General features: G+C 55.6%; 27 protein-coding genes. 8 read left to right on the forward strand and 19 right to left on the reverse strand.

Annotated features, from left to right (window positions below; translation table 11 throughout):
* Positions 1 to 507: 507 nt before the first annotated feature.
* Positions 508 to 1,446, reverse strand: coding sequence for a transcriptional regulator LrhA (lrhA, locus tag GNG27_RS16200; RefSeq protein ID WP_142486552.1), 939 nt, complete (start codon positions 1,444 to 1,446; stop codon positions 508 to 510).
* 947 nt (positions 1,447 to 2,393) lie between these two features.
* Here lrhA and GNG27_RS16205 point away from each other — a divergent pair.
* Together GNG27_RS16205 and yfbR are read left to right on the forward strand one after the other, a co-directional pair.
* The gene (locus tag GNG27_RS16205) at positions 2,394 to 3,608 is read left to right on the forward strand and encodes a pyridoxal phosphate-dependent aminotransferase (RefSeq protein ID WP_032612793.1); all 1,215 of its coding nucleotides are present in this window, start codon (positions 2,394 to 2,396) and stop codon (positions 3,606 to 3,608) included.
* 115 nt (positions 3,609 to 3,723) lie between these two features.
* Positions 3,724 to 4,323 carry a 5'-deoxynucleotidase gene (gene yfbR / locus GNG27_RS16210; RefSeq protein ID WP_142486553.1) on the forward strand — a complete coding sequence of 200 codons (600 nt, stop codon included), beginning with the start codon at positions 3,724 to 3,726 and terminating at the stop codon, positions 4,321 to 4,323.
* An 82-nt stretch (positions 4,324 to 4,405) separates the two neighbouring features.
* Here yfbR and GNG27_RS16215 read toward each other — a convergent pair whose 3' ends face one another.
* The 4 genes from GNG27_RS16215 to yfbV form a co-directional block, all read right to left on the reverse strand.
* Positions 4,406 to 6,238, reverse strand: coding sequence for an SLC13 family permease (locus GNG27_RS16215; RefSeq protein WP_142486554.1), 1,833 nt, complete (start codon positions 6,236 to 6,238; stop codon positions 4,406 to 4,408).
* A gap of 77 nt (positions 6,239 to 6,315) precedes the next feature.
* Positions 6,316 to 6,975 carry a sugar phosphatase gene (locus GNG27_RS16220; RefSeq protein ID WP_142486555.1) on the reverse strand — a complete coding sequence of 220 codons (660 nt, stop codon included), beginning with the start codon at positions 6,973 to 6,975 and terminating at the stop codon, positions 6,316 to 6,318.
* Positions 6,976 to 6,986: 11 nt separating this feature from the next.
* Positions 6,987 to 7,481, reverse strand: coding sequence for a YfbU family protein (locus tag GNG27_RS16225; protein ID WP_142486556.1), 495 nt, complete (start codon positions 7,479 to 7,481; stop codon positions 6,987 to 6,989).
* 93 nt (positions 7,482 to 7,574) lie between these two features.
* Complete coding sequence (gene yfbV, locus GNG27_RS16230; protein WP_032612804.1) at positions 7,575 to 8,030, reverse strand: terminus macrodomain insulation protein YfbV; 456 nt, start codon at positions 8,028 to 8,030, stop codon at positions 7,575 to 7,577.
* 336 nt (positions 8,031 to 8,366) lie between these two features.
* Here yfbV and ackA point away from each other — a divergent pair, with 336 nt between their 5' ends.
* Together ackA and pta are read left to right on the forward strand one after the other, a co-directional pair.
* Positions 8,367 to 9,569 (forward strand): acetate kinase, encoded by a 1,203-nt coding sequence (gene ackA / locus GNG27_RS16235; RefSeq protein ID WP_156264291.1) that lies wholly within the window; start codon positions 8,367 to 8,369, stop codon positions 9,567 to 9,569.
* Between the two features lie 76 nt (positions 9,570 to 9,645).
* Complete coding sequence (gene pta, locus GNG27_RS16240) at positions 9,646 to 11,784, forward strand: phosphate acetyltransferase (RefSeq protein ID WP_142486558.1); 2,139 nt, start codon at positions 9,646 to 9,648, stop codon at positions 11,782 to 11,784.
* Between the two features lie 55 nt (positions 11,785 to 11,839).
* Here pta and yfcD read toward each other — a convergent pair whose 3' ends face one another.
* Genes yfcD through yfcF form a run of 3 tightly spaced genes read right to left on the reverse strand, consistent with a single transcriptional unit; the run spans position 11,840 to position 13,678 of the window.
* On the reverse strand, positions 11,840 to 12,382 hold the full coding sequence (yfcD, locus tag GNG27_RS16245; protein WP_156264292.1) for an NUDIX hydrolase YfcD: 543 nt from the start codon (positions 12,380 to 12,382) through the stop codon (positions 11,840 to 11,842).
* A 55-nt stretch (positions 12,383 to 12,437) separates the two neighbouring features.
* Entirely contained in the window at positions 12,438 to 12,989 is a 552-nt protein-coding gene (gene yfcE, locus GNG27_RS16250) for a phosphodiesterase (RefSeq protein WP_156264293.1), read from the reverse strand.
* 44 nt (positions 12,990 to 13,033) lie between these two features.
* A complete protein-coding gene (yfcF, locus tag GNG27_RS16255) occupies positions 13,034 to 13,678 on the reverse strand; it encodes a glutathione transferase (protein ID WP_156264294.1) in 645 nt (214 codons plus the stop codon).
* A gap of 144 nt (positions 13,679 to 13,822) precedes the next feature.
* Here yfcF and yfcG point away from each other — a divergent pair, with 144 nt between their 5' ends.
* The 4 genes from yfcG to GNG27_RS16275 are packed head-to-tail and all read left to right on the forward strand — an operon-like array spanning position 13,823 to position 16,347.
* Positions 13,823 to 14,452 carry a GSH-dependent disulfide bond oxidoreductase gene (gene yfcG / locus GNG27_RS16260; protein WP_142486562.1) on the forward strand — a complete coding sequence of 210 codons (630 nt, stop codon included), beginning with the start codon at positions 13,823 to 13,825 and terminating at the stop codon, positions 14,450 to 14,452.
* Positions 14,453 to 14,503: 51 nt separating this feature from the next.
* Positions 14,504 to 14,866 carry a dihydroneopterin triphosphate 2'-epimerase gene (gene folX / locus GNG27_RS16265; RefSeq protein WP_142486563.1) on the forward strand — a complete coding sequence of 121 codons (363 nt, stop codon included), beginning with the start codon at positions 14,504 to 14,506 and terminating at the stop codon, positions 14,864 to 14,866.
* Positions 14,867 to 14,886: 20 nt separating this feature from the next.
* Positions 14,887 to 15,780, forward strand: coding sequence for a TIGR01777 family oxidoreductase (locus tag GNG27_RS16270; protein WP_142486564.1), 894 nt, complete (start codon positions 14,887 to 14,889; stop codon positions 15,778 to 15,780).
* Between the two features lie 57 nt (positions 15,781 to 15,837).
* Positions 15,838 to 16,347 (forward strand): GNAT family N-acetyltransferase, encoded by a 510-nt coding sequence (locus GNG27_RS16275; RefSeq protein ID WP_142486565.1) that lies wholly within the window; start codon positions 15,838 to 15,840, stop codon positions 16,345 to 16,347.
* Positions 16,348 to 16,422: 75 nt separating this feature from the next.
* Here GNG27_RS16275 and hisP read toward each other — a convergent pair whose 3' ends face one another.
* From hisP to accD, 11 genes are all read right to left on the reverse strand, one after another.
* Positions 16,423 to 17,196: a histidine ABC transporter ATP-binding protein HisP gene (gene hisP / locus GNG27_RS16280; RefSeq protein ID WP_106994731.1), complete on the reverse strand. Its 774-nt coding sequence runs from the start codon at positions 17,194 to 17,196 to the stop codon at positions 16,423 to 16,425.
* An 8-nt stretch (positions 17,197 to 17,204) separates the two neighbouring features.
* Positions 17,205 to 17,921, reverse strand: a complete 717-nt coding sequence (locus GNG27_RS16285) for an ABC transporter permease (protein WP_032612827.1) — start codon at positions 17,919 to 17,921, stop codon at positions 17,205 to 17,207.
* Positions 17,918 to 18,604, reverse strand: a complete 687-nt coding sequence (locus GNG27_RS16290; RefSeq protein ID WP_142486566.1) for a histidine ABC transporter permease HisQ — start codon at positions 18,602 to 18,604, stop codon at positions 17,918 to 17,920. Before GNG27_RS16290 ends, GNG27_RS16285 begins: the two co-directional genes overlap by 4 nt.
* A gap of 88 nt (positions 18,605 to 18,692) precedes the next feature.
* Positions 18,693 to 19,475 (reverse strand): histidine ABC transporter substrate-binding protein HisJ, encoded by a 783-nt coding sequence (gene hisJ, locus GNG27_RS16295; protein WP_142486567.1) that lies wholly within the window; start codon positions 19,473 to 19,475, stop codon positions 18,693 to 18,695.
* A gap of 242 nt (positions 19,476 to 19,717) precedes the next feature.
* Positions 19,718 to 20,500 carry a lysine/arginine/ornithine ABC transporter substrate-binding protein ArgT gene (gene argT, locus GNG27_RS16300; RefSeq protein ID WP_142486568.1) on the reverse strand — a complete coding sequence of 261 codons (783 nt, stop codon included), beginning with the start codon at positions 20,498 to 20,500 and terminating at the stop codon, positions 19,718 to 19,720.
* A gap of 297 nt (positions 20,501 to 20,797) precedes the next feature.
* Positions 20,798 to 21,367, reverse strand: coding sequence for a UbiX family flavin prenyltransferase (locus GNG27_RS16305; RefSeq protein WP_142486569.1), 570 nt, complete (start codon positions 21,365 to 21,367; stop codon positions 20,798 to 20,800).
* 89 nt (positions 21,368 to 21,456) lie between these two features.
* On the reverse strand, positions 21,457 to 22,974 hold the full coding sequence (purF, locus tag GNG27_RS16310) for an amidophosphoribosyltransferase (protein WP_142486570.1): 1,518 nt from the start codon (positions 22,972 to 22,974) through the stop codon (positions 21,457 to 21,459).
* 33 nt (positions 22,975 to 23,007) lie between these two features.
* Positions 23,008 to 23,496 (reverse strand): colicin V production protein, encoded by a 489-nt coding sequence (gene cvpA / locus GNG27_RS16315; RefSeq protein ID WP_032612840.1) that lies wholly within the window; start codon positions 23,494 to 23,496, stop codon positions 23,008 to 23,010.
* A 220-nt stretch (positions 23,497 to 23,716) separates the two neighbouring features.
* Positions 23,717 to 24,418 (reverse strand): cell division protein DedD, encoded by a 702-nt coding sequence (gene dedD / locus GNG27_RS16320; RefSeq protein ID WP_142486571.1) that lies wholly within the window; start codon positions 24,416 to 24,418, stop codon positions 23,717 to 23,719.
* Positions 24,408 to 25,676 (reverse strand): bifunctional tetrahydrofolate synthase/dihydrofolate synthase, encoded by a 1,269-nt coding sequence (gene folC, locus GNG27_RS16325; RefSeq protein WP_142486572.1) that lies wholly within the window; start codon positions 25,674 to 25,676, stop codon positions 24,408 to 24,410. The genes dedD and folC overlap by 11 nt, the downstream gene beginning before the upstream one ends.
* Positions 25,677 to 25,744: 68 nt before the next feature.
* Positions 25,745 to 26,650, reverse strand: coding sequence for an acetyl-CoA carboxylase, carboxyltransferase subunit beta (accD, locus tag GNG27_RS16330; RefSeq protein WP_103825166.1), 906 nt, complete (start codon positions 26,648 to 26,650; stop codon positions 25,745 to 25,747).
* Positions 26,651 to 26,731 lie beyond the last annotated feature (81 nt).

Here is a 26,731-nt window from a genome sequence, read left to right on the forward strand (position 1 = left end):
GATGTGGTTTTTTACTCCTTTCTATAACCTTTTGTCAACTTTAACAAAAGTTTCTTCACATTAAATTACATCGTTCGAACTTCATTAACATTTAATGCCCTTTACCCTCAAAAACTGTGAGGCGCGTTCCTGCGTAGGGGTGTTGAATCGAGTCCGTAATGAACTAATACAAAGATTACCCGTCTATTTTGACAGGATTTGCCGCTGATTCCTCCCCCCAAAGAGGAGTATTTTCTTGATCTGTGACACGCTTTTGTTAATTCAATCAAAAAAACGGCAACATCTTTGCTGCTTTTTTAACATGCCCATTGACATTGGAAAGAAGCGCGTGAGCGGGGTAGACAGGGGAGGATTAATGACTATCAAGTTGATAAAGAAGAGGATTGTAAAACACCTAAGGTAAACTGCACCGATCCCAATGCAAAAAAAGAACCACTTTGCTGGTCATCAGCCTCCGTGGTTCTTTTTTACCGGGACGAATTTGTTATCAGATCATTAGAGATTCGTTTACTCGAAATCGCTCTCAATCACCAGGGAGTCATCCCCCCCTTCCGGAGTAACATTGTTGTACTGCCAGGGGTTGTCGTAATTTTCCATCGCGTTAAAAATGGTCTGCGCCAGCTCGTTGTTGCTGAGTGGGTTATGACACAGCATATACTCCGTATCCGGCAGGGCAGGCAAACCATCTGCTTTGCCTAGCACCCGTAAATCCGGGCTCATCATCTCAACCGGGCGTGCCGTCACGCCAAGCCCCGCTTTCACCGCTGCGCGAACCGCAGGCAGCGTGGAGGCCACATAGGCGAGTCGCCATGGCACATTGGCGGCGTTAAGCGTGGCCAGCACGATGTCGCGGAACGGGCTGGGATCGTCCAGCAGCACCAGCGGAACCGGCTCGCCGCGCTGCAGAGAAAATTCTGCGGCGCAGTACCAGTGCGTTGGCGATGTTCGCAGCGTCAGGCTCTCAAACAGGCCGGTGCGGTGGGTTGTAACCACCAGATCGACCTCCTGCTCCTGCAGCATATCGACCATAAAGGCATTGCGTTTTACCCTGACGTCCAGCGCAAGCTTCGGATAAACCGAACTAATCCGGTTAAGCAGGAACGGCAGAATGGTATCGGCCGATTCATCAGACGCGCCTAAGGTTAAGACTCCCTGCAGGTTACTAAACATTAATGATGTACATGCTTCATCATTGAAGCGCAGGATTTTTCTGGCGTAACCCAGCAGCTGAATACCGTGTTCCGTTAACAGCTTATTGCGACCATGACGGGCAAAAAGCTCTTTACCCACCAGCTGCTCCAGTCGTTGCATTTGTTGACTGACCGCGGACTGGGTACGGCAAACTGCGGCCGCGGCAGCAGCAAAGGTGTTCAGATCGGCGACCGCCACAAAGGTTCTCAGCAGATCGAGGTCGAGATTCAGTATCGGACGATTTGCATTAATCATATCTTTTCACTTACAGGTTGCTCGTACGGAGCTGCCCCGGGTTTAAGCTGTGTGCGTAAAAGTAATACAGTTCCTTCTGAACAAAATCCTCTGACGTCCCGGTCTGGCAGTGTGCCTGCATAATGTAATTGTGCTGGGTATATCAGTGGTCAGAAACAACTTATCTGACGATATTTTTATTCTCAAAAGCGATCGAGATATATAGATGATTGTCGGATGATGTAAATTCCATTAAAGAAGATGCATTTCCAGCGTCAACTTTATCGCAGTACAGGTTAAGCAGCAATGGTGTCACTTAACTTCTCAAGGCAGAGATAATTCTAACAATAACAATAAACTATTAAAGGTCCAGGCATCAAGACCTCTGGTGGCCTGTTATCTTTTATCGCTAAACCCGGTGACATCTTACCCTAAAACCTTTTTATTTATAAGCCTTATCGTGTTTCCAGGCATTTAACCTGATTGATAACTCGCTAAACTAATTTTATTTATATTAACGAAAGTTGCGATTTCGCCTTTATTTGGAAATAACTAATAATTCAACCAGGACTTAATGATTAATTATACTTAACATTAATTTCACACGGGCAACCTTTATATAAAGAGGCCGGACCGCAAACGCTACTCAATTTCATTCAGCTTTTACGAAATGTTCCTCAAAGAAACTGTAGCACTACCACCGTAAGCCTCTCAACATGCGGCTTTTTTACAGCGTAAAATCCATTTTAATATGCAACAACCAAAATAAATCACCAAATAACAACATAAATATGGACCATAAAATGTAACCAAACCTTTAAAACAGTTAAAAACTTCAACTTGGCTTTTCGGGCATGAACAAAATCTTCTTCTGCCGACGCTTCAAAATTGGCCAAGCGAGGAGTACATTGTTTCGTGCTGACTTCCACGGCAGGAAGTAGCAATAACAGTGAAAAGGTTAAAGATTCATGTCACCCATCGAAAAATCCAGCAAGTTAGATAACGTTTGTTACGACATTCGTGGCCCGGTTCTTAAAGAGGCAAAGCGTCTCGAAGAAGAAGGTAATAAAGTACTTAAGCTCAATATCGGCAACCCGGCGCCATTTGGTTTTGATGCACCGGATGAAATTCTGGTTGATGTGATCCGCAACCTGCCGACGGCGCAAGGCTACAGCGACTCCAAAGGTCTCTACTCTGCGCGTAAAGCCATCATGCAGCACTATCAGGCGCAGGGCATGCGCGATGTGACCGTAGAAGATATCTATATTGGTAACGGTGTTTCCGAACTAATCGTCCAGGCGATGCAGGCCCTGCTGAACAGCGGTGACGAAATGCTGGTTCCGGCCCCGGATTACCCGCTCTGGACGGCAGCGGTATCGCTCTCCAGCGGTAAAGCGGTGCATTATCTGTGTGATGAATCGGCTGACTGGTTCCCGGATCTGGATGACATTCGCGCCAAAATTACGCCGCGCACCCGCGGGATCGTCATCATCAACCCGAACAACCCGACCGGTGCCGTCTATTCTAAAGAACTGCTGCTGGAGATTGTCGAGCTGGCCCGCCAGCATAATCTGATCATCTTCGCGGACGAGATCTACGACAAAATTCTGTACGACGCGGCGCAGCACCACTCCATTGCCGCACTGGCGCCGGATCTACTGACCGTCACCTTTAACGGCCTGTCGAAAACCTACCGTGTTGCCGGTTTCCGTCAGGGCTGGATGGTGCTGAACGGGCCAAAAAAACACGCCAAAGGCTATATCGAAGGTCTGGAGATGCTGGCCTCGATGCGTCTGTGCGCCAACGTACCGGCTCAGCACGCGATCCAGACGGCGCTGGGCGGCTATCAGAGCATCAGTGAATTTATCGTGCCTGGTGGGCGTCTGTACGAGCAGCGTCAACGCGCCTGGGAGCTGATTAACGATATTCCGGGCGTCTCCTGCGTGAAGCCAAACGGCGCGCTCTATATGTTCCCCAAAATCGATATCAAACGCTTCAACATCTTTGACGACCAGAAGATGGTGCTCGACTTCCTGCTGCAGGAAAAAGTGTTGCTGGTACAGGGTACCGCGTTTAACTGGCCGTGGCCGGACCATGTGCGTATCGTTACGCTACCGCGTGAGGATGAGCTGGAGATGGCCATCAGCCGCTTCGGGCGTTTCCTCGGCGGATACCATCAGTAACGACTTTAATGCCGGGTGGCGCTTCGCTTACCCGGCCTACAAAAACCCGCATTTGCATCTCACCGCCCCTCCCCTCACAATGAAACCTGTCGCAGTGCAAGACAAAAGGTAACTTATGAGTCAGAGTCATTTCTTCGCCCATCTTTCCCGTCTGAAACTGATTAACCGCTGGCCGCTGATGCGTAACGTCCGCACCGAGAACGTCTCCGAGCACAGCCTGCAGGTTGCCATGGTCGCCCACGCGCTGGCCGCCATCAAGAACCGCAAGTTCAACGGCCAGGTCAATGCCGAACGTATCGCCCTGCTGTCGATGTACCATGATGCCTCCGAAGTGCTGACAGGCGATCTGCCGACGCCGGTGAAGTACTTCAATTCGCAAATCGCCCAGGAGTACAAAGCGATCGAGAAAATCGCCCAGCAAAAACTGGTCGATATGGTGCCGGATGAGCTGCGGGATATCTTCGAGCCGCTGATTGACGAGCAGAGCTACAGCGAAGAGGAGCGATCGATCGTCAAGCAGGCCGACGCGCTCTGCGCCTACCTGAAGTGTCTGGAAGAGTTGTCTGCCGGTAATCACGAATTTTTACTGGCGAAAACCCGGCTGGAAAAGACGCTCGAGGCGCGCCGTAGCCAGGAGATGGACTACTTTATGGAAGTCTTTGTCCCTAGCTTCCAGCTGTCGCTGGATGAGATCAGCCAGGATTCCCCCTTGTGAGTTTTTTGCCGGGTGGCGGCTGCGCCTTACCCGGCCTACCAAACCGTAGGCCCGGCAAGCGTAGCGCCGCCGGGCAAAACTGTCAGAACGGGAACAAGACCGGGATCATCACCACGCACACCACCATCACCAGGATCGTGAAGGGCACGCCAAGCTTCACGAAGTCGCTGAAGCTGTATTTACCCGGCCCAAGCACCAGGGTATTCACCGGTGACGAGACTGGAGTCATAAAGGCGGCGGAGGCGGCCATCGCTACCATCATCGCAAACGGATAAGGCGATACGCCCATCGATTTCGCCATCGCCAGCGCAATGGGCGCCATGAGTACGGCGGTCGCGGTGTTGGAGATAAAAAGCCCGATAGTGGCGCACATGATAAACAGGCACATCAGCATCATATAGGGGCCGTAACCGCCCCCCAGCTCCATCAGCCCTTTCACCACCAGATCCACACCGCCGGTTTTTTGCAGCGCCAGCGCGAAGGGCATCATGCCGACAATTAAAATGATGCTCGGCCAGTGGATCGCTTTGTAAGCGCTTTCAGCGTCAATGCAGCGGAATTTGCCCATCAGCAGACAGGCAACGATCGCCGCCACCGGGTTCGGGATCTCGTCGGTCAGCATCAGGGCGACCATCAACACCAGACAAAAAATGGCGTGCGGCGCCTGGCTGTGGGCGGGAGAGGCATCGCTAACCTCGATGGGTAAGTTCAGCACCACAAAGTCACGGCCTCGCTGGCCCAGCTGGGTGATCAGCTTCCAGTTGCCCACCACCAGGAAGATATCCCCCAGCTCCAGAGGTTCGTCCACCACCGAGCCGTCCATCGCCACGCCGTCGCGTTTTAACCCCACCACGTTTAAACCGTAACGGGTACGAAAACCGATTTCGCGGATGGTTTTCCCGAGCAGCTCCGACTCGGGGATCAGCGACACTTCCGCCATCCCCACGTCCAGCGCCTGATCGGAAAAATACTCGCCGCGCAGAACCATCGGCTCCAGCAGCTGCTCGCTGCAAAAGTCGCGCAGGTCGACATCCGCCGAGGACATATCGATCAGCAGCACGTCCCGGGCGCGGAACTCCGATACGCCGTTAACGTTAACGATGACCCGGCGAAAACGGCGCCAGCGCTCCACCCCGATAACGTTGGCGCCGTAACGTTCACGAAGTTTCAGATCGTCCAGACGCTGCCCGATCAGCGGTGAGCCCGGGCGGATCGCCAGGCGGCGGGCCCGTCCGGTGAGACGATACTCTTTGATCAGATCGCGGAAGGTACGGCGCTTCCAGCCGTCGCGGGGTTTATCTTGCTTATCGCTCTTCAGGGCAAAGCGGGTCAGCAACATATAAACAATACCGAGCACCAGGATCACCAGCCCCAGCGGCGTGACGCTAAAGAAGCCGAAGCCTTCCAGGCCCTCACGCAGCAGTTCACTGTTAACCACCAGGTTCGGCGGCGTCGCCACCAGCGTCATCATGCCGCTGATCAGCCCGGCGAAGCTGAGCGGCATCATCAGGCGCGAGGGCGAGATCTGCATGCGCATCGAGACGCTCAGCACCACCGGAATAAAGATCGCCACCACCCCGGTGGAGCTCATAAATGCCCCCAGCCCGGCAACGGTGAGCATTAAAAAGACCAGCATTTTGGTTTCGCTGTTGCCCGCCACGCTGACCAGCCAGGAGCCCATACTGGTCGCCACGCCGGTACGCACCAGGCCGTCGCCGATAATAAACAGGGCAGCAATCAGGATAACGTTGGGATCGCTAAAGCCTGAAAAGGCTTCCGGGAGGGTTAAGGTGCCGCTGAGCACAAAGGCCACAATCACCAGCAGGGCCACGGCATCCATGCGGACTTTGCCGGTCGCAAACAGAATAATCGCGATAAGGAGCAGGCTTAAGACCCAAATAAGTTCACCGTTCAAAACAGATCCTTGTCAGAAGAGAGTGAAGCCGATAGTGCCATAAAAAAGCCCCAACAATGTGGGGCTATATCATGGGATTACATTTTTCGTGAGACTGTTACATTCCCGTCGGCGGTGCGGCTGACAGCAACGGACTCCAGCGTGTTAAGCACCAGATCCGCCTCGTCCAGACGCGGCGAGTTGGCCGGAACATTGACGGCGATGACGTGACAGCCAGCGTTGAGGCCCGCCAGCACGCCGGCGGCAGCATCTTCCACCACCACGCACGTTTCCGGCGCCAGCCCCAGCAGCTTCGCGCCCAGTAAAAAGGCATCGGGCTCCGGCTTGCCGCGCGTCACCCGCTCCGCAGTGATAAATACCTCCGGCACCGGCAACCCTGCCGCTTTATGGCGCGCATGGGCCACAGGAACAGAGCCGGAGGTGACGATAGCCCACGGGATCCCCGCTTCATTCAGATGTCTGAGCAGCTCGAGCGCCCCCGGCAGCGCGGTGATGCCCTCGGTATCGGTGGCCTCGACCTGCTCAAGCCAGGTAAACTCGGCCTGAATATCTGCTTCGCTTCTTCCCTGGAGAAAGTGCCGTAAAGAGGTTATGGCCTGTTTGCCATGGATAAAATTCAGCACCTCCTGATGGTCAATGCCGTGCCTGTCGGCCCAGCGACACCAGGAGCGCTCCACTACCGGTAATGAATCTACCAGCGTACCGTCCAGATCAAACAGAAAACCTTTACACTGCACATCAACCTCCGTCAGGCGTTAATAATTTGTTGAATCTCATTGCTGCTCAGATGGTACTGACGCGGGCAGGCGTGCCACACGCTGAGCATGCGCTGATACTTTTCCCACATCGGGGTCTGGGCGTTAAAGCCATGGGTACCGGCATCGAAATGGGTGTAGCGCCCTTCCACATTGACCATAAAGCGGACATAGCTCAGATAACGGGATTCGGTGGCCGCATCATAGCCCAGGAAAGTGACACGACGTTCGTCGATGGTCTGGGCATCTTTCAGGTTAGTCCAGGAGACATGCAGGGCGTGGTACATCTCCATGATGTCGATAACGGTACGACAGGTCTCTTCCTTAAGTTCGCCAAACTCGCGATCCAGCTCGCGCATCTGTAAACCGAAACCACGTTCGACGATAGTCTGCAAGCGGCGATAGCGCTCGGCGTTGTCGGGATCAAGCATCGTCATCATTTTGTACTGATTGGACAAAATCAGACGCTGAGCGTGGGTCATTTCCATCTTTCGACTCCTGTTGCACATGGCAGCTTTAAAAAAAAGACACGGTAACGGTCAGTTACTGTGCCTTCTTTTAGTCATCGTTTCGATGATCAATCACAAGTCATCGAGGAATGTTTTATCAAGTTGCTTGAATGCCCGCTTCAGAGTATCTGCCAGCGCCTGATAGTCGGGTTTGCCCTCGACCGGCGCCAGCGCCTGACCGGCATCCTGCAGCTTGCCGCGAACTTCATAGAACCAGGACAACACCGACGGCGGCAACGGCGTGACCGAGCGTTTGCCCAGCCACCACAATCCCTGCATCGGCAGGCTTAGGGCAAACAGGGCGGTAGCCACCGCAGGCCCGAGTTGCCCGCCCAGCGCAATCTGCCAGCACAGGGTGAAGACCGCAATGGGCGGCATCAGACGGATCGCGTGTCGGGTGGCGCGGATCACGCGGTTTTCAATAAAGACGGGCGCCAGGCGCTTTTCCAGTGGCCACGTCTTCGAATAATGCTGTCCCCGGCGAAACAGGCTGAAAAAGCTCACGGAAGGGTTCACGGGTGTCGACATGGCTTACCTCAACTTCACATATAAAGATTAAAAAATTCGTGCAAAACCACAACTGGTCATGACAACGTTCAAAAACTTTTGTCAGCACTACCCAGTATCAGGTATCCTGTGCCGGCCTGCAAAGGCCTTAGACGAGGAATGTTCACTCGTCAAATTATCGCACATTATGCCATTGCCGGAAAAATGCGCAAAATGGCATAAAATCATATGTATTCCTTTCGTCATGCCGAAATGTACTTCGGGCATGATGTTAATCATAAATGTCAGCGATATCTTGCGCTACGATCCTTGACTCACTGACGTTTTTTTAGCCACGTATCAATAATAGGTACTTCCATGTCGAGTAAGTTAGTACTGGTTCTGAACTGCGGTAGCTCCTCACTTAAATTCGCCATCATCGATGCGATCAACGGTGAAGAGTACCTTTCTGGTTTGGCCGAATGTTTTCATCTTCCAGAAGCACGTCTTAAGTGGAAAATGGACGGCAGCAAACAGGAAGCGGCTTTAGGTGCAGGCGCCGCTCACAGCGAAGCGCTGAACTTTATCGTTAACACTATTCTGGCACAAAAACCAGAACTGTCCGCTCAGTTGACCGCTATCGGTCACCGTATCGTTCATGGTGGCGAGAAGTACACCAAGTCCGTGGTTATTGATGACTCCGTTATTCAGGGCATTAAAGACTCCGCTTCTTTTGCACCGCTGCATAACCCGGCTCACCTGATCGGTATCGCTGAAGCGCTGAAATCCTTCCCGCATCTGAAAGACAAAAACGTGGCCGTATTCGACACCGCGTTCCACCAGACCATGCCGGAAGAGTCTTACCTCTATGCCCTGCCGTACAAACTGTACAAAGAGCACGGCGTTCGCCGCTACGGCGCCCACGGCACCAGCCATTTCTACGTGACGCAAGAAGCCGCGAAAATGCTGAACAAGCCGGTTGAAGAAGTGAACATCATCACTTGCCACCTGGGCAACGGCGGTTCCGTTTCTGCTATCCGTAACGGCAAATGCGTTGATACCTCTATGGGTCTGACCCCGCTGGAAGGTCTGGTGATGGGTACTCGCTCCGGTGATATCGACCCGGCGATCATCTTCCACCTGCACGATACCCTGGGCATGAGCGTTGAAGATATCAACAAAATGCTGACCAAAGAGTCTGGCCTGCTGGGTCTGACCGAAGTCACCAGCGACTGCCGTTACGTTGAAGACAACTACGCAGATAAAGAAGACGCTAAACGTGCAATGGACGTTTACTGCCACCGTCTGGCGAAGTACATCGGTTCTTACACTGCGCTGATGGACGGTCGTCTGGACGGCGTGGTCTTCACCGGCGGTATCGGTGAGAACGCGGCAATGGTGCGCGAGCTGTCCCTGGGCAAACTGGGCGTGCTGGGCTTTGACGTTGACCATGAACGTAACCTGGCCGCGCGCTTCGGTAAGTCTGGCTTCATCAACAAAGAAGGCACCCGTCTTGCGATGGTTATCCCAACCAACGAAGAGCTGGTTATCGCACAAGATGCGAGCCGTCTGACTGCCTGATTCCACACCGCCAGCAATGCTGGCGGTGCTGTTTTGTAGCCCGCCTGATGTCGGCGGTAACGAAAGAGGATAAATCGTGTCCCGTACTATTATGCTGATCCCGACCGGAACCAGCGTAGGCCTGACCAGCGTCAGCCTCGGTGTGATCCGTGCGATGGAACGCAAAGGCGTTCGTCTGAGCGTGTTTAAGCCAATCGCTCAACCACGTGCTGGTGGCGATGCCCCAGACCAGACCACCACTATCGTTCGTGCGAACTCCAATCTGCCAGCCGCTGAACCGCTGAAGATGAGCCACGTTGAGTCTCTGCTCTCCAGCAACCAGAAAGACGTGCTGATGGAAGAGATCATCGCTAACTATCACGCTAACGCACAGGATGCGGAAGTGGTGCTGGTTGAAGGCCTGGTTCCAACGCGCAAGCATCAGTTTGCCCAGTCCCTGAACTTCGAAATCGCCAAAACGCTGAACGCGGAAATCGTGTTCGTGATGTCCCAGGGTACCGACACCCCGGAACAGCTGAAAGAGCGTATTGAGCTGACCCGCAGCAGCTTCGGCGGCGCGAAAAATGCCAACATCACCGGCGTTATCGTCAACAAACTGAACGCTCCGGTGGATGAGCAAGGCCGTACCCGCCCTGACCTGTCTGAAATTTTCGACGACTCTTCCAAAGCGAAAGTGGTGAAAATCGATCCGGCTAAGCTGCAGGAATACAGTTCTCTGCCAGTACTGGGCGCGGTGACCTGGAGCTTCGACCTGATCGCGACCCGTGCGATCGACATGGCGCGTCACCTGAACGCGACCATCGTCAACGAAGGCGATATCAACACCCGTCGCGTGAAGTCTGTGACCTTCTGTGCGCGCAGCATTCCGCACATGCTGGAGCACTTCCGTGCAGGTTCCCTGCTGGTGACCTCCGCTGACCGTCCAGACGTGCTGGTTGCAGCCTGTCTGGCGGCGATGAACGGCGTGGAAATCGGTGCGATCCTGCTGACCGGTGCCTATGAAATGGACCCACGCGTCAGCAAGCTGTGCGAACGTGCATTTGCTACCGGCCTGCCGGTCTTCATGGTGAACACCAACACCTGGCAGACCTCTCTGAGCCTGCAGAGCTTCAACCTGGAAGTACCGGTTGATGACCATCAGCGTATCGAGAAAGTGCAGGAATACGTTGCCGGTTGTATCAATCCTGAGTGGATTGAATCCCTGACCGCAACCTCCGAGCGTAGCCGTCGCCTCTCTCCTCCAGCCTTCCGTTATCAGCTCACCGAGCTGGCGCGTAAAGCGGGCAAACGCGTTGTGCTGCCAGAAGGCGACGAACCGCGTACCGTTAAAGCCGCTGCCATCTGTGCCGAGCGCGGTATCGCGACCTGCGTGCTGCTGGGTAACCCGGATGAGATCACCCGTGTAGCCGCCTCTCAGGGCGTTGAGCTGGGTTCTGGTATCGAAATCGTTGACCCGGAAGTGGTGCGTGAAAGCTACGTTGCCCGTCTGGTCGAGCTGCGTAAGAGCAAAGGCATGACTGAAGCCGTTGCCCGCGAACAGCTGGAAGACAACGTGGTTCTCGGTACCCTGATGCTGGAGCAGGATGAAGTTGACGGTCTGGTTTCCGGTGCCGTTCACACCACCGCGAACACTATCCGCCCGCCGCTGCAGCTGATCAAAACAGCACCAGGCAGCTCCCTGGTCTCTTCTGTGTTCTTCATGCTGCTGCCGGAACAGGTTTACGTTTACGGTGACTGTGCGATCAACCCGGATCCAACCGCTGAACAGCTGGCCGAGATCGCGATCCAGTCTGCTGACTCTGCGATTGCCTTCGGTATTGAACCGCGCGTAGCGATGCTCTCCTACTCCACCGGTACCTCTGGTGCAGGTAGCGACGTAGAGAAAGTGCGTGAAGCGACCCGTATTGCCCAGGAAAAACGCCCGGATCTGGTTATCGATGGCCCGCTGCAGTATGACGCCGCAGTGATGGCTGACGTTGCTAAATCCAAAGCGCCTAACTCCCCGGTTGCCGGTCGCGCTACCGTGTTCATCTTCCCGGATCTGAACACCGGTAACACCACCTACAAAGCGGTACAGCGTTCAGCCGACCTGATCTCCATCGGGCCGATGCTGCAGGGTATGCGCAAGCCGGTGAACGACCTGTCTCGTGGCGCGCTGGTAGACGATATCGTTTACACCATCGCACTGACCGCGATCCAGTCTTCCCAGCAGTAAGCAGCACCCCAACGTAAAAAGGCGACCCTCGGGTCGCCTTTTTTTATTCGCTTCGTTACGCTTCTTCGTGCTTCACCGGCTCGTTGCTGGCATTGCGGCTCATCCACAGGGCCAGCGCTTTCAGCGAATCTGGCGTAAAGTCGTCGCAACGGGCGGTGATCTCAGCCGGGGTCATCCAGCAGACTTCACTCACCTCTTCCTCCTGCAGCGCAAACGGACCGTGGGAGACGCAGCTGAAAAGGCCTCCCCAGACGCGACAGTGGCTATCTTCGAAATAGAACTGGCCATGTTCGGCAAACGGCACGCCGGCGATCCCCAGCTCCTCTTCCGCTTCACGGCGGGCGGAATCGAGCAACAGCTCATCGGCCTGCACCACGCCACCGGCGGTCGCATCGAGCATGCCGGGCATGAAGTCTTTCGTTTCGGTACGGCGCTGAACCAGAATATTGCCCATCCCATCATGCACCACGATATAGGTCGCGCGATGACGCAGGCGCTGCGCCCGCATCTGCTCGCGGCTCGCCTGTGCGATTACCTCATTGTCTTCGTTGACAATATCCACCCATTCCGTACTTGCCAAATGACTGTGCTCCACCATCGGGAAACCTTCTCTTTAAAGCGCTCTCGCGGCGCGTTTACTGTTGAGGAGTAAATTACGGATTAATCTCTGACTGCGCAATAACCTGGCCGTCATTCAGCGTCATAACGCACAAATGGTTTCCTTCCAGCATGCCGTAACTGGGGGGAAAGCCGCCTTTGGGCAGGCTGACCGAGCCAGGATTGAAATGTATAAGGTCGCCCCGTTTCCCGGCTACCGGAATATGAGTATGACCGTAAACCAGCACATCGCCAGCATTCAGCGCGGGCAGGTTATCCGGTCCATACAGATGGCCGTGGGTCACAAACAGGCGGCTGTTCTCCAGCAGGATCTGCTGCCAGGGGGCGGTGATGGGAAAGTGCAGCAGCATCTGGTCAACTTCGCTGTCGCAGTTGCCGCGCACGGCGATAATTCGCGACGCGTAAGCGTTGAGCCGATCGGCGACCTCAGCAGGCGCATAGCCTTCGGGCAGGGCGTTGCGCGGGCCGTGGTTCAGCACATCCCCGAGGATCACCAGCCATTTTGCCCCGCTCTGGTCAAATAGCGAAAGCACCCGTTCGGTCGCCGGCAGCGAGCCGTGGATGTTCGATGCAAACATTAACTTCATCAGAGACTCCTTATGTCGAAAAGCGGCCCCATCATACCGGAATATCAGCCCGCCCGCTTCGCCGACAGCGCCACGTAGCGCTGCACGGAGGCACGCTGCCACTGGAAGTTTGCGTAATCCACCAGCTGCTGCGGCACGTCATCGCCATTGAGCACCAGACGGTTGAGCATCAGGGCCAGATCCGCATCGGCAATACACCACTCCCCGAACAGGTTTTGCTGGCCGTGGACAAGCAGCGAGGAGGCAGTATCGTAGAGCTGGTTTGCCGCCCGCTGCGCGGTTTCGCTCAGGGCCGGTTTTCTCACCCCGGCGAACACCACGTCGGTAGAGCGCTCCGTGCGGATCGGGACCAGATCGCTGCGCAGCCACGCCTGGATCTGGCGCGCGCGGGCGCGTTTTTGCAGATCCAGGGGGTAGATCCGCTCCCACTCCGGCGGCGCAAATTTCTCCTCCAGAAATTCCGTAATGGCGGAGGATTCGCTGAGTTCAAAGCCGTCGATTTCCAGCACCGGTACGCGACGGGTCAGAGCATAGCCTCGCCACTGCGGCTGCCGGTTTTCACCCCGGCTGAGATCCACGGTCTTCAGGGTAAAGGGCAATCCTTTCTCGGCCAGCGCAACATACACGCTCATGACGTAAGGGGAGTAATAATCAGCATCTGACCACAGGGTAATTGCAGGTTCGCTCATAAGATCCTCGTAACGCTTCAGGGGATGGGTTTATATCCAAAATATAACCTCCGGCCCCGGCTGTCACTTGATGAAAACTCACGATTTATCATCACCACCTATACTCGATCCTATGCCGCGATAATCGTTATGACAGGAGTTGCGATGATTGACCTTTACTACGCCCCTACCCCCAACGGGCATAAGATCACGCTTTTTCTGGAGGAGGCCCAGCTGGATTACCGCATCCTGCCGGTGGATATCAGCAAAGGCGAACAGTTTCGCCCTGAGTTTCTCGCCATTTCTCCCAACAATAAAATCCCGGCCATTGTCGATCATGAACCGGACGATGGCGGTGCGCCGCTGAGCCTGTTTGAGTCCGGCGAGATCCTGCTCTATCTGGCGGAAAAAAGCGGCAAGCTGCTGAGCGGCGAATTACGGGAACGCCACGTCACCCTACAGTGGCTCTTCTGGCAGGTGGGCGGGCTGGGACCGATGATTGGTCAGAACACCCATTTTAACCACTTTGCGCCGCAGCCGATCCCCTACGCCATCGAACGCTTCCAGGTCGAGACGCAGCGGCTCTATAACGTGCTGAACAAGCGGCTGGAAAAATCGCCGTGGCTGGGTGGCGATCACTACAGCATTGCGGATATCGCCTGCTGGCCGTGGGTCAATACTCATGAAAACCATCGCGTCGACCTGGCGTCGTGGCCCGCAGTAAACAACTGGTTTGAGCGCATTCGTACCCGTCCGGCAACCGAGCGCGCCATGCAAAAAGCGCAGCAGCTATAAACGGTTTCCTCATGTATTATGGTGGCGATAATGACACGGAGGAAGCCTGCAATGTCCCAGCAAGACGCGATTATTCGTATTAAAAATTTACGCCTGCGCACCTATATCGGCATCAAAGAGGAGGAGCGCGCTAACCGTCAGGATATCGTGGTTAATGTGGTGATCCACTACCCGGCCGATAAGGCGCGGGACAGTGAGGATATCAATGACGCCCTGAACTATCGCACCGTCACCAAAAGCATCATTCAACATGTCGAGAGTAACCGCTTCTCTTTGCTGGAAAAATTAACTCAGGATGTGCTGGATATCGCACGCGAACATCACTGGGTCACCTATGCTGAAGTAGAGATCGATAAACTTCACGCGCTGCGCTATGCCGACTCCGTCTCAATGACGTTAAGCTGGCAACGCTAAGCGCAACCCCCGGAGGTTGTATGAAGATCCTGGTAACCGGCGGTACCGGCCTGATTGGCCGGCATCTGATCCCCCGCTTGCAGACGCTGGGCCATGAGCTGACGGTGGTGACGCGCAGTCCCGAGAAAGCGCGTCAGACACTCGGCTCCGGCATCGATATCTGGAAAGGGCTCACCGAGCATCAGGATCTCAACGGCTTTGACGCCGTAATCAATCTGGCGGGGGAACCCATCGCCGATAAACGCTGGACGGAAGAACATAAGCAGCGGCTGTGCAACAGCCGCTGGACTATCACCCAGCGGCTGGTTGATATGTTCAAGGCCAGCGACACGCCGCCGTCGGTGTTTATCTCCGGTTCAGCATCGGGCTATTACGGCGATTTAGGCGAAGTGGTGGTCACCGAAGAGGAGCCGCCGCACAACGAATTTACCCATAAGCTGTGCGCCCGCTGGGAGCAGATCGCCTGCGGAGCGCAGAGCGATCGGACCCGCGTTTGCCTGCTGCGCACCGGCGTAGTGCTGGCACCGAAAGGCGGGATTCTGGGGAAGATGCTGCCGGTCTTTAAGCTGGGTCTCGGCGGGCCGGTCGGCAATGGCCGTCAGTATCTGGCGTGGATCCATATCGACGATATGGTGAATGGCATTATCTGGCTGCTGGATAACGACCTGCGGGGCCCGTTCAACATGGTCTCTCCCTACCCGGTTCGCAACGAACAGTTCGCCCATGCCCTGGGGCATGCGGTGCATCGCCCCGCCGTGGTTCGCGCTCCGGCCACCGCAATTCGCCTGCTGATGGGAGAGTCCGCCGTGCTGGTGCTGGGCGGCCAGCGCGCGCTGCCGAAGCGTCTGGAGGCGGCCGGGTTTGCCTTCCGGTGGTACGATTTAGAAGAAGCCCTGGGAGATGTGGTAGGTTAAATCTGCCCGGTCGGCTGTGTTAAATTACTATGCCCGATCCCCGTTTAAGGCGTTACGATGGCCACAATCACCACTTCCAGGCTGACGCTCTCCCCTTTTGAGCCCTCCGACTGGCCCTTCTTTCTGCGGCTTCGCGAATCGCCCGAGATCATGCGCTATATGGCCGCTATCGCCCCGGAAAAAGAGACCCGGCGACTGTTTGCCGCCCGCCTGACGACCCCGCATACCTTTGTGATCCGCACCCACGATGATGACACCCCGCTGGGGGATATTGGGTTGCAAATCAGCGCTCAGTATCCTGAAGAGGCCGATATTGGATACACGGTGATCCCTGCCGCGCAGGGCCGGGGGATTGCCAGCGAGGCGCTGCATGCCGTGTGTGAATATGCCTTTATCCGGATGGGAATAAAGGCGGTTAATGCCTATGTGCTGGCGGATAACGGCGGTTCGGTGCGGGTATTAGAAAAAGCGGGCTTTGTGCGCACCCAGGTGCTGGAACAGGCGTATGAGATTAACGGCGTGCGGTATGACGACTGGGTGTACCGGCTGGAGTTGGGTGCGGCCTGAATGCCGGGCGGCACTGCATTTGCCCGGCCTACAAAACCCCCAGGCCCGGAAAGCGTAGCGCCACCGGGCAAAAAACTACTTCAACGACCCTTTCAGGAACTGCTGCAGGCGCGGGCTCTTCGGATTCGCCAGCACCTCATCCGGGTGCCCCTGCTCTTCGATTACGCCCTGATGCAGGAAAATGACGTGGTTAGAGACGTTACGGGCGAAGCCCATCTCGTGGGTGACCACCACCATCGTTTTCCCCTCTTCGGCCAGCTGCTGCATGATGCGCAGCACTTCACCCACCAGCTCGGGATCGAGCGCGGAGGTCGGTTCGTCGAACAGCAACACTTCCGGCTCCATCGCCAGCGCACGGGCGATAGAGACGCGCTGCTGCTGGCCGCCGGAGAGATGCACCGGATATTTAATCTGCTGACGCGCGTCGATACCCACCTTCGCCAGGTATTTCTCCGCACGGGCGCGGGCTTCCTGCTTGCTTAAGCCCAGAACCTGCACCGGCGCTTCCATCACGTTCTCCAGCACCGTCATGTGGCTCCAGAGGTTGAAGTGCTGGAACACCATCGTCAGACGGGTACGCAACATCCGCAGCTGGTGCTTATCCGCCACCTTGAGCTGTCCGTCTTTGTCCTGCACCAGATTGATGTTCTCGCCGCTGACCACAATCTTGCCGGCACTCGGTTTTTCGAGGAAGTTAATGCAGCGCAGGAAGGTACTTTTACCCGACCCTGACGAGCCGATAATACTGATCACATCGCCTGCATTTGCCTGCAGCGACACCCCTTTCAGCACTTCATGTTCGCCGTAGCGTTTGTGCAAATCGATAACGTTTAATTTGTTCTCAGCCATCTTAATTCTCAGTGCGTCGAAGAAGGTTTTATGTGCTGCAACCAGCGTTTTTCCGCTTTACGGAACAGGCTAATCAGGACGTAAGAAATGATTAAATAGAGCACCGCCGCGATCCCGAAGGCGGTAAACGGCTGGTAGGTTGCCGAGTTGATGTCGCGGGCAATCTTCAGCAGATCCGGCACGGTGGCGGTAAAGGCCAGCGCGGTGGAGTGCAGCATTAAAATCACTTCGTTGCTGTAGGCAGGCAGCGCAATGCGCAGCGCCGACGGCAGAATAATGCAGCGGTAGAGCTTCACGGAGGAGAAGCCATAGGCCCGCGCCGCCTCAATCTCGCCATAGGGAACGGAACGGATCGCCCCCGCGAAAATCTCGGTGGTATAGGCGCAGGTGTTCAGCGTCAACGCCAGGACGGTACAGTTCAGCCCGCTGCGGAAGAAGGCGTTCAGCATCTCGGTGCCTTTCACGATCTCCAGGGTGTACATCCCGGAGTAGAAGACCAGCAGCTGCACATAGAGCGGCGTACCGCGGAAAATATAGGTAAACAGCCAGATGGGAAAGCGAATGTATTTGTTGTTCGACACGCGGCCAATGGCGAGAAATATCGCCAGAATGCCGCCCATCACCACGGATGCAATCAACAGCCAGAGGGTGATCGCCACACCGGTAAAACGGTATCCGTCGGTCCACAGCAGCGATTTCCAGTATTCCTGAATAATCTCGATCACAGGTCAGCCCTCTTCACACCCACGGAGTAGCGACGCTCGAGCAGCAGCAGCACACCATTGGAGACGGTGGTAAACACCAGATAAATGACCCCGCACACGATGGCGAAGTAGAACGGTTCCCAGGTGCTTTTGCCCGCCAGCTGCGTGGCTTTCACCACATCTTCCAGTCCCAATAACGAGACCAGCGCCGTCGCTTTGAGGATAACCTGCCAGTTGTTGCCGATGCCCGGCAGCGCAAAGCGCATCATGGCCGGAAACATAATACGGCGGAATGTTTGAGAGGAGGTAAAACCGAATGCCGTGGCCGCTTCGATATGCCCTTTCGGCACCGCGAGGTAGGCTCCGCGGAAGGTTTCAGTAAAGTAGGCACCGTAGATAAAGCCCAGGGTAATGATACCGGCCACCATAGGATCGATATCAATCTGCGCCATACCGATGGCATCCGTGACGCCATTCAGCGCGATTTGCAGACCGTAGAAAATCAGCAACATCAGCACCAGGTCAGGCACACCACGGATCAGGGTGGTATAGCCTTCAAACAGCAGAACCATTGCCCGATTGGTCGACAGCTTCGCGCCCGCGCCCGCCAGGCCTATCAACACCGCCAGCACCACCGAACTGAGAGCCAGTTCAAGGGTGACGAGTGCGCCTTGTAAAATTACGCCAGAAAATCCGTACAGCATACCGCCTGCCCTGTCGTGTCGTGAGTGGTGACGCCGTGTCTTTTCCCCTCCCGTAGCGGGAGGGGCCGCACGTTATTCAGTGGGGTATTCAGCCACCGTAGACATCAAAGTCGAAGTATTTCTTCGCCATTTTTTCGTAAGTACCGTCCGCGCGCATCTCGGCAAAGGCTTTGTTCAGCGCTTCGCGCAGTTCGTTGTCCTCTTTACGCAGCCCCATACCGGTGCCCACGCCGAAGAGTTTCTCGTCCTTAATGGACGGACCGCCGAACTTGTAATCTTTACCTACCGGCTGCTTCAGGAAGCCTTCGCTGGCTGCGACTTCGTCCTGGAAAGCGGCATCGATACGGCCTGCGGTCAGGTCAGCGTAGATATTCTCCTGGCCCTGGTAAGAGACGATTTCGATCCCCTTCGGTGCCCAGTGCTCGTTACCGAAGGTCTCCTGGGTGGTGCCCTGCAGCACGCCTACGCGTTTGCCTTTCAGTGACTCCAGGGTCGGCTGGATATCAGAGGATTTTGCTACCACCAGACGGGAATCCGCTGCATAAAGTTTGTCAGTGAAGGCAATCTCCTGCTGGCGTTTTTCGGTGATAGAGAGTGAAGACATAATAGCGTCGATTTTTTTCGCTTTCAGCGAAGGGATCAGCGCGTCCAGAGGGTTTTCAACGAAGGTACATTCTGTTTTGATACGTTTGCACAGTTCTTTTGCCAAATCGATATCAAATCCTACCAGTTCACCCTGTGCATTCTTCGATTCGAAGGGGGCGTAAGTCGGGTCAGTACCAATACGTACTTTTTGCGGAATTGCTGCGAATGCCGCAGTAGCGCTGGAAAATGCCAGAGCCAGGGAAAGTGACAACACCAGTTTTTTCATATCTATCCTCAACAGACTGTCTTCTTACGGGATTTTAACGCCGACGGGGGTTGCCTTTAATGTGCCATTAATCGCCGCGGCAAGGCAAAAGATTATGCCCGGCTGACGCGAAAAAGTGCATTATCAGTGCTTAACTATTCACTTTATAACCAACGCGGCGCAGGATTTGCACCATCGTGGTTCGCAAAGGCAATCAACGCACCATAACGGTGAACCATTATGGTGCACACCGTCAGTTAGAGTTAGTCGCCGTAGACATTGAAGTCGAAATATTTCTTCGCCAGTTTGTCGTAGGTGCCGTCTTTACGCAGTTCGGTAAAGGCTTTATCAAAGGCCGCTTTCAGCTCGGCGTCGTCCTTGCGCAGGCCAATCCCGGTACCGTCGCCAAAGTATTTTTTGTCTTTAACCGACGGGCCCGCAAAGGCAAACTCTTTCCCTGCCGGCTGTTTCAGGAAGCCTTCGCTTGCCGCAACTTCATCCTGGAAAGCTGCATCCAGGCGCCCTGCCGCCAGATCGGAATAGATCAGATCCTGGTTCTGGTAAGCCACGACATCGACGCCCTTCTCGCGCCAGTTGGCATTGGCAAAGCCTTCCTGCGTGGAGCCCTGCAGGACGCCAACGTGTTTGCCTTTCAGCGAATCAATAGTGGGCTGGACAGGCGAGCCCTTCGCCGCAATCAGGCGCGAGTCTGCTGCGTACAGCTTCTCAGAGAAGGCGATCTCCTGCTGGCGTTTCTCAGTGATGGAGAGTGAAGAGATAATCGCATCGATTTTCTTGGCTTTCAGCGATGGGATCAGCGCATCAAAGTCGCTGCCCACCCAGGTGCATTTCACGGACATGCGTTTGCACATCTCATTCCCCAGGTCGATATCAAACCCGACAAAATCGCCCTTCGCATCTTTCGATGAGAATGGCGCATAGGTCGCGTCAGTACCGATACGTACGGTCTGTGGGAGCGCTGCATAGCTGCTTGCCGCTGCGCTTAATCCCACCAGCAAAGACAGAGCCAGAACCGTCTTCTTCATACATTACCCTCAAGTGTCGTGATTTTATTTTGTAATAGATGATGTTGTGTGTTGTTGCAGGCGATCCCTTGCAGGTCTTGTGCCAGATTGCGTGTGGCGCAAAATTACGGCGTTAAATATGTTAACGAAAGGTTGCAAGATTGCCTTAATGGTGAAAGATAGCAGGTCTGCCAAACGAACCGCAGTGGGAAGAATGGAAAAAAGGAATTAAATGTTGAGGATATGATCGCGGTTGCAGAATTGCCCTGAAACAGGGCACGTTGCGCTGACCTGCTCCAGGGCAGGACACCTTTCCCGTCAGACGCCCTGCCAGCGGGCGAAGAGATCGTCCGGCAGTTCAATGTCGAACTGGTCAATAACCCGGTTTACGGTTTGATTGATGACGTCGTCCAGGCTTTGCGGACGGTGGTAAAACGCCGGGACCGGCGGCATGATCACCGCGCCCAGCTCAGCAGCCTGAGTCATCAGCCGCAGGTGACCCAGATGAAGCGGAGTTTCGCGCACGCAGAGCACCAGCGGGCGGCGCTCTTTTAACACCACGTCGGCGGCGCGGGTCACCAGGGTATCGGTATAGCTGTTAACAATGCCGGAGAGGGTTTTAATGGAACAGGGCAGGATCACCATACCCGAAGTCTTAAACGACCCGGAGGAGATGCTGGCGGCGATATCGCGGGCATCATGCACCACGTCGGCCAGGGCCTGAACGTCGCGCAGGGAGTAATCGGTTTCGAGAGAGAGAGTCTGACGCGCGGCCTGGCTCATCACCAGATGGGTTTCAACGTCAGCGACGTCGCGTAATACCTGCAGCAAACGGACACCGTAAATCGCGCCGCTGGCCCCTGAGATCCCTACTATCAATCGTTTCATGATTATCGCCCTTGCTGTAACAGGGCAGACTGTGCAGGATTTTGGCGGGAGTTGCAAGCGAGGGCAGATGCCCTCGCCTGTGATAAGGATTAACCTTCGTTGTGCATCTCTAAGCTTTCGAGATCGTTCGCCATCTGCACGGCTTTCGCATCGTCGTTACGCAGAGAGTCGAGGTAGTCCAGATACTTCTGGTCCACATCTTTGGTGACGTAGATACCGTTGAACACCGAGCACTCGAACTGCTGGATATCCGGGTTCTCTGCGCGCACCGCGTCGATCAGATCGTTCAGATCCTGGAAAATCAGGCCATCGGCGCCGATGATCTGGCGGATCTCATCCACTTCACGACCGTGAGCGATCAGCTCGTTGGCGGTCGGCATGTCGATACCGTAGACGTTCGGGAAGCGAATTTCCGGTGCCGCAGAGGCCAGATAGACCTTCTTCGCACCCGCTTCACGGGCCATCTCGATAATCTGCTCAGAGGTGGTGCCACGCACGATGGAGTCATCCACCAGCAGCACGTTCTTATCGCGGAACTCAGCGCGGTTGGCGTTCAGCTTGCGGCGCACCGATTTACGGCGCAGCTGCTGGCCTGGCATGATAAAGGTGCGGCCAACATAGCGGTTCTTCACGAAGCCCTGGCGATAGGGTTTACCCAAGATGCGCGCCATCTCCAGCGCGATATCGCAGGAGGTTTCCGGGATCGGGATGACCACGTCGATATCCAGATCTTCCCACTCGCGGGCAATCTTCTCGCCGAGCTTGGTGCCCATATTCACACGGGCGCTGTAGACGGAGATCTTGTCGATGAAGGAGTCCGGACGGGCAAAGTAGACGTACTCGAACAGGCACGGGTTGCTGACCGGGTTTTCCGCACACTGACGGGTAAACAGCTGGCCTTTTTCGGTGATGTAAACCGCTTCGCCCGGAGCAACGTCACGCAGGAACTCAAAGCCCAGGGTGTCCAGGGCCACGCTTTCGGAGGCCACCATATATTCGGTGCGGCCATCGCCAATATCGCGTTTACCCAGCACCAGCGGGCGAATCCCGTTCGGATCGCGGAACGCGACCATACCGTGGCCGATAATCATCGCGACGCAGGCATAGGCCCCACGAATCAGACGGTTAGTGGCCGCCACGGCAGCAAAAATGTTGTCAGCTTCCAGCGGATAGTGACGGAAGTTATCCAGTTCGCTGGCAAAGATGTTAAGCAGAATTTCAGAGTCAGAAGTGGTGTTAATGTGGCGACGCTTCTCTTCAAACAGCTTTTTACGTAACTCGTGGGCGTTGGTCAGGTTGCCGTTGTGGGCAAGCGTGATGCCATACGGGGAGTTAACGTAGAAAGGCTGCGCTTCAGAGGCGCTGGAACTGCCTGCGGTAGGGTAACGAACGTGACCAATACCCATGTTACCCTGCAGACGCTGCATATGGCGGGCTTCAAACACATCGTTTACCAGGCCGTTAGCCTTACGTAAACGGAAGCAGTTGTGTGCATCAATGGTGATGATACCCGCAGCATCCTGCCCACGGTGCTGAAGCACCGATAATGCGTCATAAATAGACTGGTTTACCGGCATGAAACCGGCGATACCGACAATACCGCACATTCGTCATTTCCTCGTTAAGCCACATCTCAGGGTTTATGCCCTGGGCAAAAAACTCGACGAGCTTTGCAGATAGTCAAAGAACCATCTGATGATGAAGCTGAACTGCGGGATCAGCTGCGATTTCTGCCAGTCTTCACTTTTTGAGAACCCGGTAAAGGTATCAAGGAAGAACAGTATCGCGGCGACAATCAACACCCCGCGCAATGCACCGAAGCAGATCCCAAGCACCCTGTCCGTTCCCGACAAACCGGTTTTCTCAACCAGCTGGCCTATCACGTAGTTAACAATGGCGCCGACAATCAGCGTCGCGATAAACAGCACCGCGATGGCGATTCCGTTTCGAACCAGTTCATCTTCAAAGCCCGTGAACCAGACAGACAGGTAAGTGTAGTAATGACTGGCAACAAAGAAGGCACAGCCCCAGGTTACCAGCGATAACGCTTCACGAACAAAGCCACGGATCAGGCTAACCAGACAGGAAAAACCTATCACCGCAATGATGGCGTAATCAATCCAGACCATATACGTCCCACGATTAAACGCCCTGTCATCCAGTTCGGGGCGAATTCTAACAGAAAAAGAAAACGTTTGCGTAGGGATTTCCTTCCCGCGCGTAAATAAAAAAGGCGCTGAAAAACTAATCAACGCCCCAGGCCGTTACGTCTCTTCGGACGCCTGCCTCGCCCTCCCCCGGCCTTCTCCTTTCAGGAAAAACGTCGGTAGGAGGAGAATAATACGTACATTAATTCACGCTGTAGTTCATCACCACGCCGCTCAGGCCGGAGAGTTGATTCAGCTCCCCAAGCGACCCCTTCAGCTTATCTTTTGATGCATCCGGGCCCACGAGAATACGGGTGATTTTACCCTGTACCGGCGTCGAAGGCGAAGTGTAAACGCGATACCCCGCGCCACGGAGTTTGGCCACCACTTCGTTGACCTTATCGGCATTTTTCAACGCACCAAGCTGCACAACGTAGGCTTTACCGGTCGGGGCCGGCTTCTCTTCTGCAGCCGGTTTGGCCGGCGGGGTTTCCGTAGCCGCCGCCAGCTGCTGGCTGGTGTTGTCGCGCTGCGGTTTCGGCTGCGGTTTCTCAACCGGTTTCGGTTTTTGCACCGGTTTCGGCGCATACTGCTCGACCGGGGCTGGATCCAGCTCGTTGTTATTTCCGGCCGCCAGACGCGACGGATCTAAAGATGGCGCCGCGGCATCGCCAGCCCGCACCTCTTCAGCCGCCCCTTCAGGCGGTTGAGCAGGTAATGCCTGGGTCGCAGCCGGCAGCATGTCCGGCTCATCCCGGTCGCCGGGTTTAGGCACCAGCGGGATCGCCGCAAACTCATCCTGGTAATGCTTTTTCTGTCCATCAAGCAGCCCGGGGAGAATAATCACCCCCAGCGCCACCAGCACAATGGTGCCTGCTAAACGGTTCTGAAACTTACTTGCCACCGGTTCTCCCCGCATCCATTACGTCCATGACATGTGCCACCGTGTGGAAGGAACCACACACCAGCACGGTATCTTCTGGTCTGGCGTCCGCCATCGCCTCGCGCCATGCCTGCTCCACGCTGGCAAAGGTCTGGCCCTGGCCGAGGTGTTCCATCAGCTGTTCAGCCGTTGCCCCGCGCGGGCCTTCCAGAGGTGCACAATACCAGCTATCGACCACAGTCTCCATGCAGGCCAGCGTGCCGCCGATATCTTTATCATGAAGCATACCGATTACCGCCAGCACGCGCCCGGTTTTTGGCAATGATTTGAGACGTCCGGCGAGGTAAGCCGCGGCATGAGGGTTATGCGCCACATCCAGAATCAGACGCGGTGATTCGCTGACAATCTGGAAACGCCCGGCGAGGATCGCCTGCTGAATGCCGTCACGAATGGCCTGCTCGTCTACGGCCAGACCACTGGCGCGCAGGGCGGCCAGTGCCGTCGCCGCGTTCGGCTGCGGCACCTGCGGCAGCGGCAGGTTGTCCAGCGCGCCTTTGGCATCTTCAAAGCGCCAGCCGCTCTGTGTCACGCTGTAGCGCCAGTCGACATCGCGACGCTGCAACAGCGCCCCTTTCTCCTGCGCCACGTCAGCGATGGTGTGCGGCATCTCCGGCTCACCGACAATCGCCGGTTTACCCGCGCGGAAAATACCGGCTTTTTCACGGCCGATGCTTTCGCGATCGGGCCCCAGCCAGTCGGTATGATCCAGCGCGATGCTGGTCACCACGGCGACATCCGGATCCACAATGTTGGTGGCGTCCAGACGCCCGCCTAAGCCGACTTCAAGGATCACCACGTCCAGCTGCGCCTGCCTGAACAACCACAGCGCCGACAGGGTGCCATATTCGAAATAGGTCAGCGAAATGTCGCCGCGCGCGGCTTCGATCTCTGCGAACGAGGCAGTATGTGCTGATTCGGCTAACTCTGCGTTCTGCACCCGCACGCGCTCGGTGTAGCGCACCAGATGCGGCGAGCTGTAGACACCCACCTTGTAGCCCGCCGCCATCAGCATGGACTCCAGCGTGCGGCAAGTGGTGCCTTTGCCGTTAGTACCCGCCACGGTGAAGACAAAGGGGGCCGGTTTCAGAACGTCAAGGCGCGCCGCGACCTGGCTGACGCGCTCAAGCCCCATGTCGATGGCTTTACTGTGCAGGCTTTCCAGATAAGAAAGCCACGCGGCCAGAGGCGACGTGGCTTGGGGAAGAGTGATATTTTCCATGTTGCGCGCTTTTCAGTTACGGTTAGAAAGCAAAAGGGCAGCGCCATTGGCCCTGCCCTTTTCAGTTATCAGGCCTCGGGTTCCTGATCCGGTACTACCACGCCTTCGCGCGGTTCATCCGGGCTCGGCGACGGCAGGTTCATCAGCTTCGCCAGGATGCTTGCCAGCTTCAGGCGCATCTCCGGACGGCGAACGATCATGTCGATAGCGCCTTTCTCAATAAGGAACTCACTGCGCTGGAAGCCCGGCGGCAGTTTCTCACGTACCGTTTGTTCGATAACGCGCGGGCCGGCAAAGCCGATCAGCGCTTTCGGTTCAGCGATGTTCAGATCGCCCAGCATCGCGAAGCTCGCCGATACGCCGCCCATGGTCGGGTCGGTCAGTACGGAGATGTACGGCAGACCGCGCTCCTGCATTTTCGCCAGCGCTGCGGAGGTTTTTGCCATCTGCATCAGCGACATCAGCGCTTCCTGCATACGGGCACCGCCGGAGGCAGAGAAGCAGATCAGCGGACAGTTGTCTTCCAGCGCCTGCTCAACCGCACGCACGAAGCGCGCGCCAACCACGGAACCCATTGAGCCGCCCATAAAGGAGAACTCAAATGCCGCTGCGACAACCGGCATCTCATGCAGGGTGCCTTTCATCACCACCAGGGCGTCTTTCTCGCCGGTCTCTTTCTGCGCAGAGGCCAGACGGTCTTTATATTTCTTGGAATCGCGGAACTTCAGCACATCTTTCGGCTCAAGCTCGCTGCCCAGTTCAACCAGAGAACCTTCATCCAGCAGGCTATGCAGGCGGTTACGCGCCGACATACGCATGTGGTGATCGCACTTCGGACAAACTTCCAGATTACGCTCCAGCTCGGCGCGGTACAGAACCTGGCCACAGCTGTCACATTTGGTCCATACCCCTTCAGGAATACTCGCTTTGCGGGTTGGGGTGATATTGCTTTTAATTCGTTCAATCCAGCTCATTGATAACCTTTCTGCCTGAACCAGGTTTGCTGTAAGGGGCGCATAATGCCATTTTTGCCCCCGACAGACCATGAATGTTGC

It is taken from the genome of Leclercia sp. 119287 (assembly GCF_009734485.1).
Lineage (GTDB): Bacteria > Pseudomonadota > Gammaproteobacteria > Enterobacterales > Enterobacteriaceae > Enterobacter > Enterobacter adecarboxylatus_C.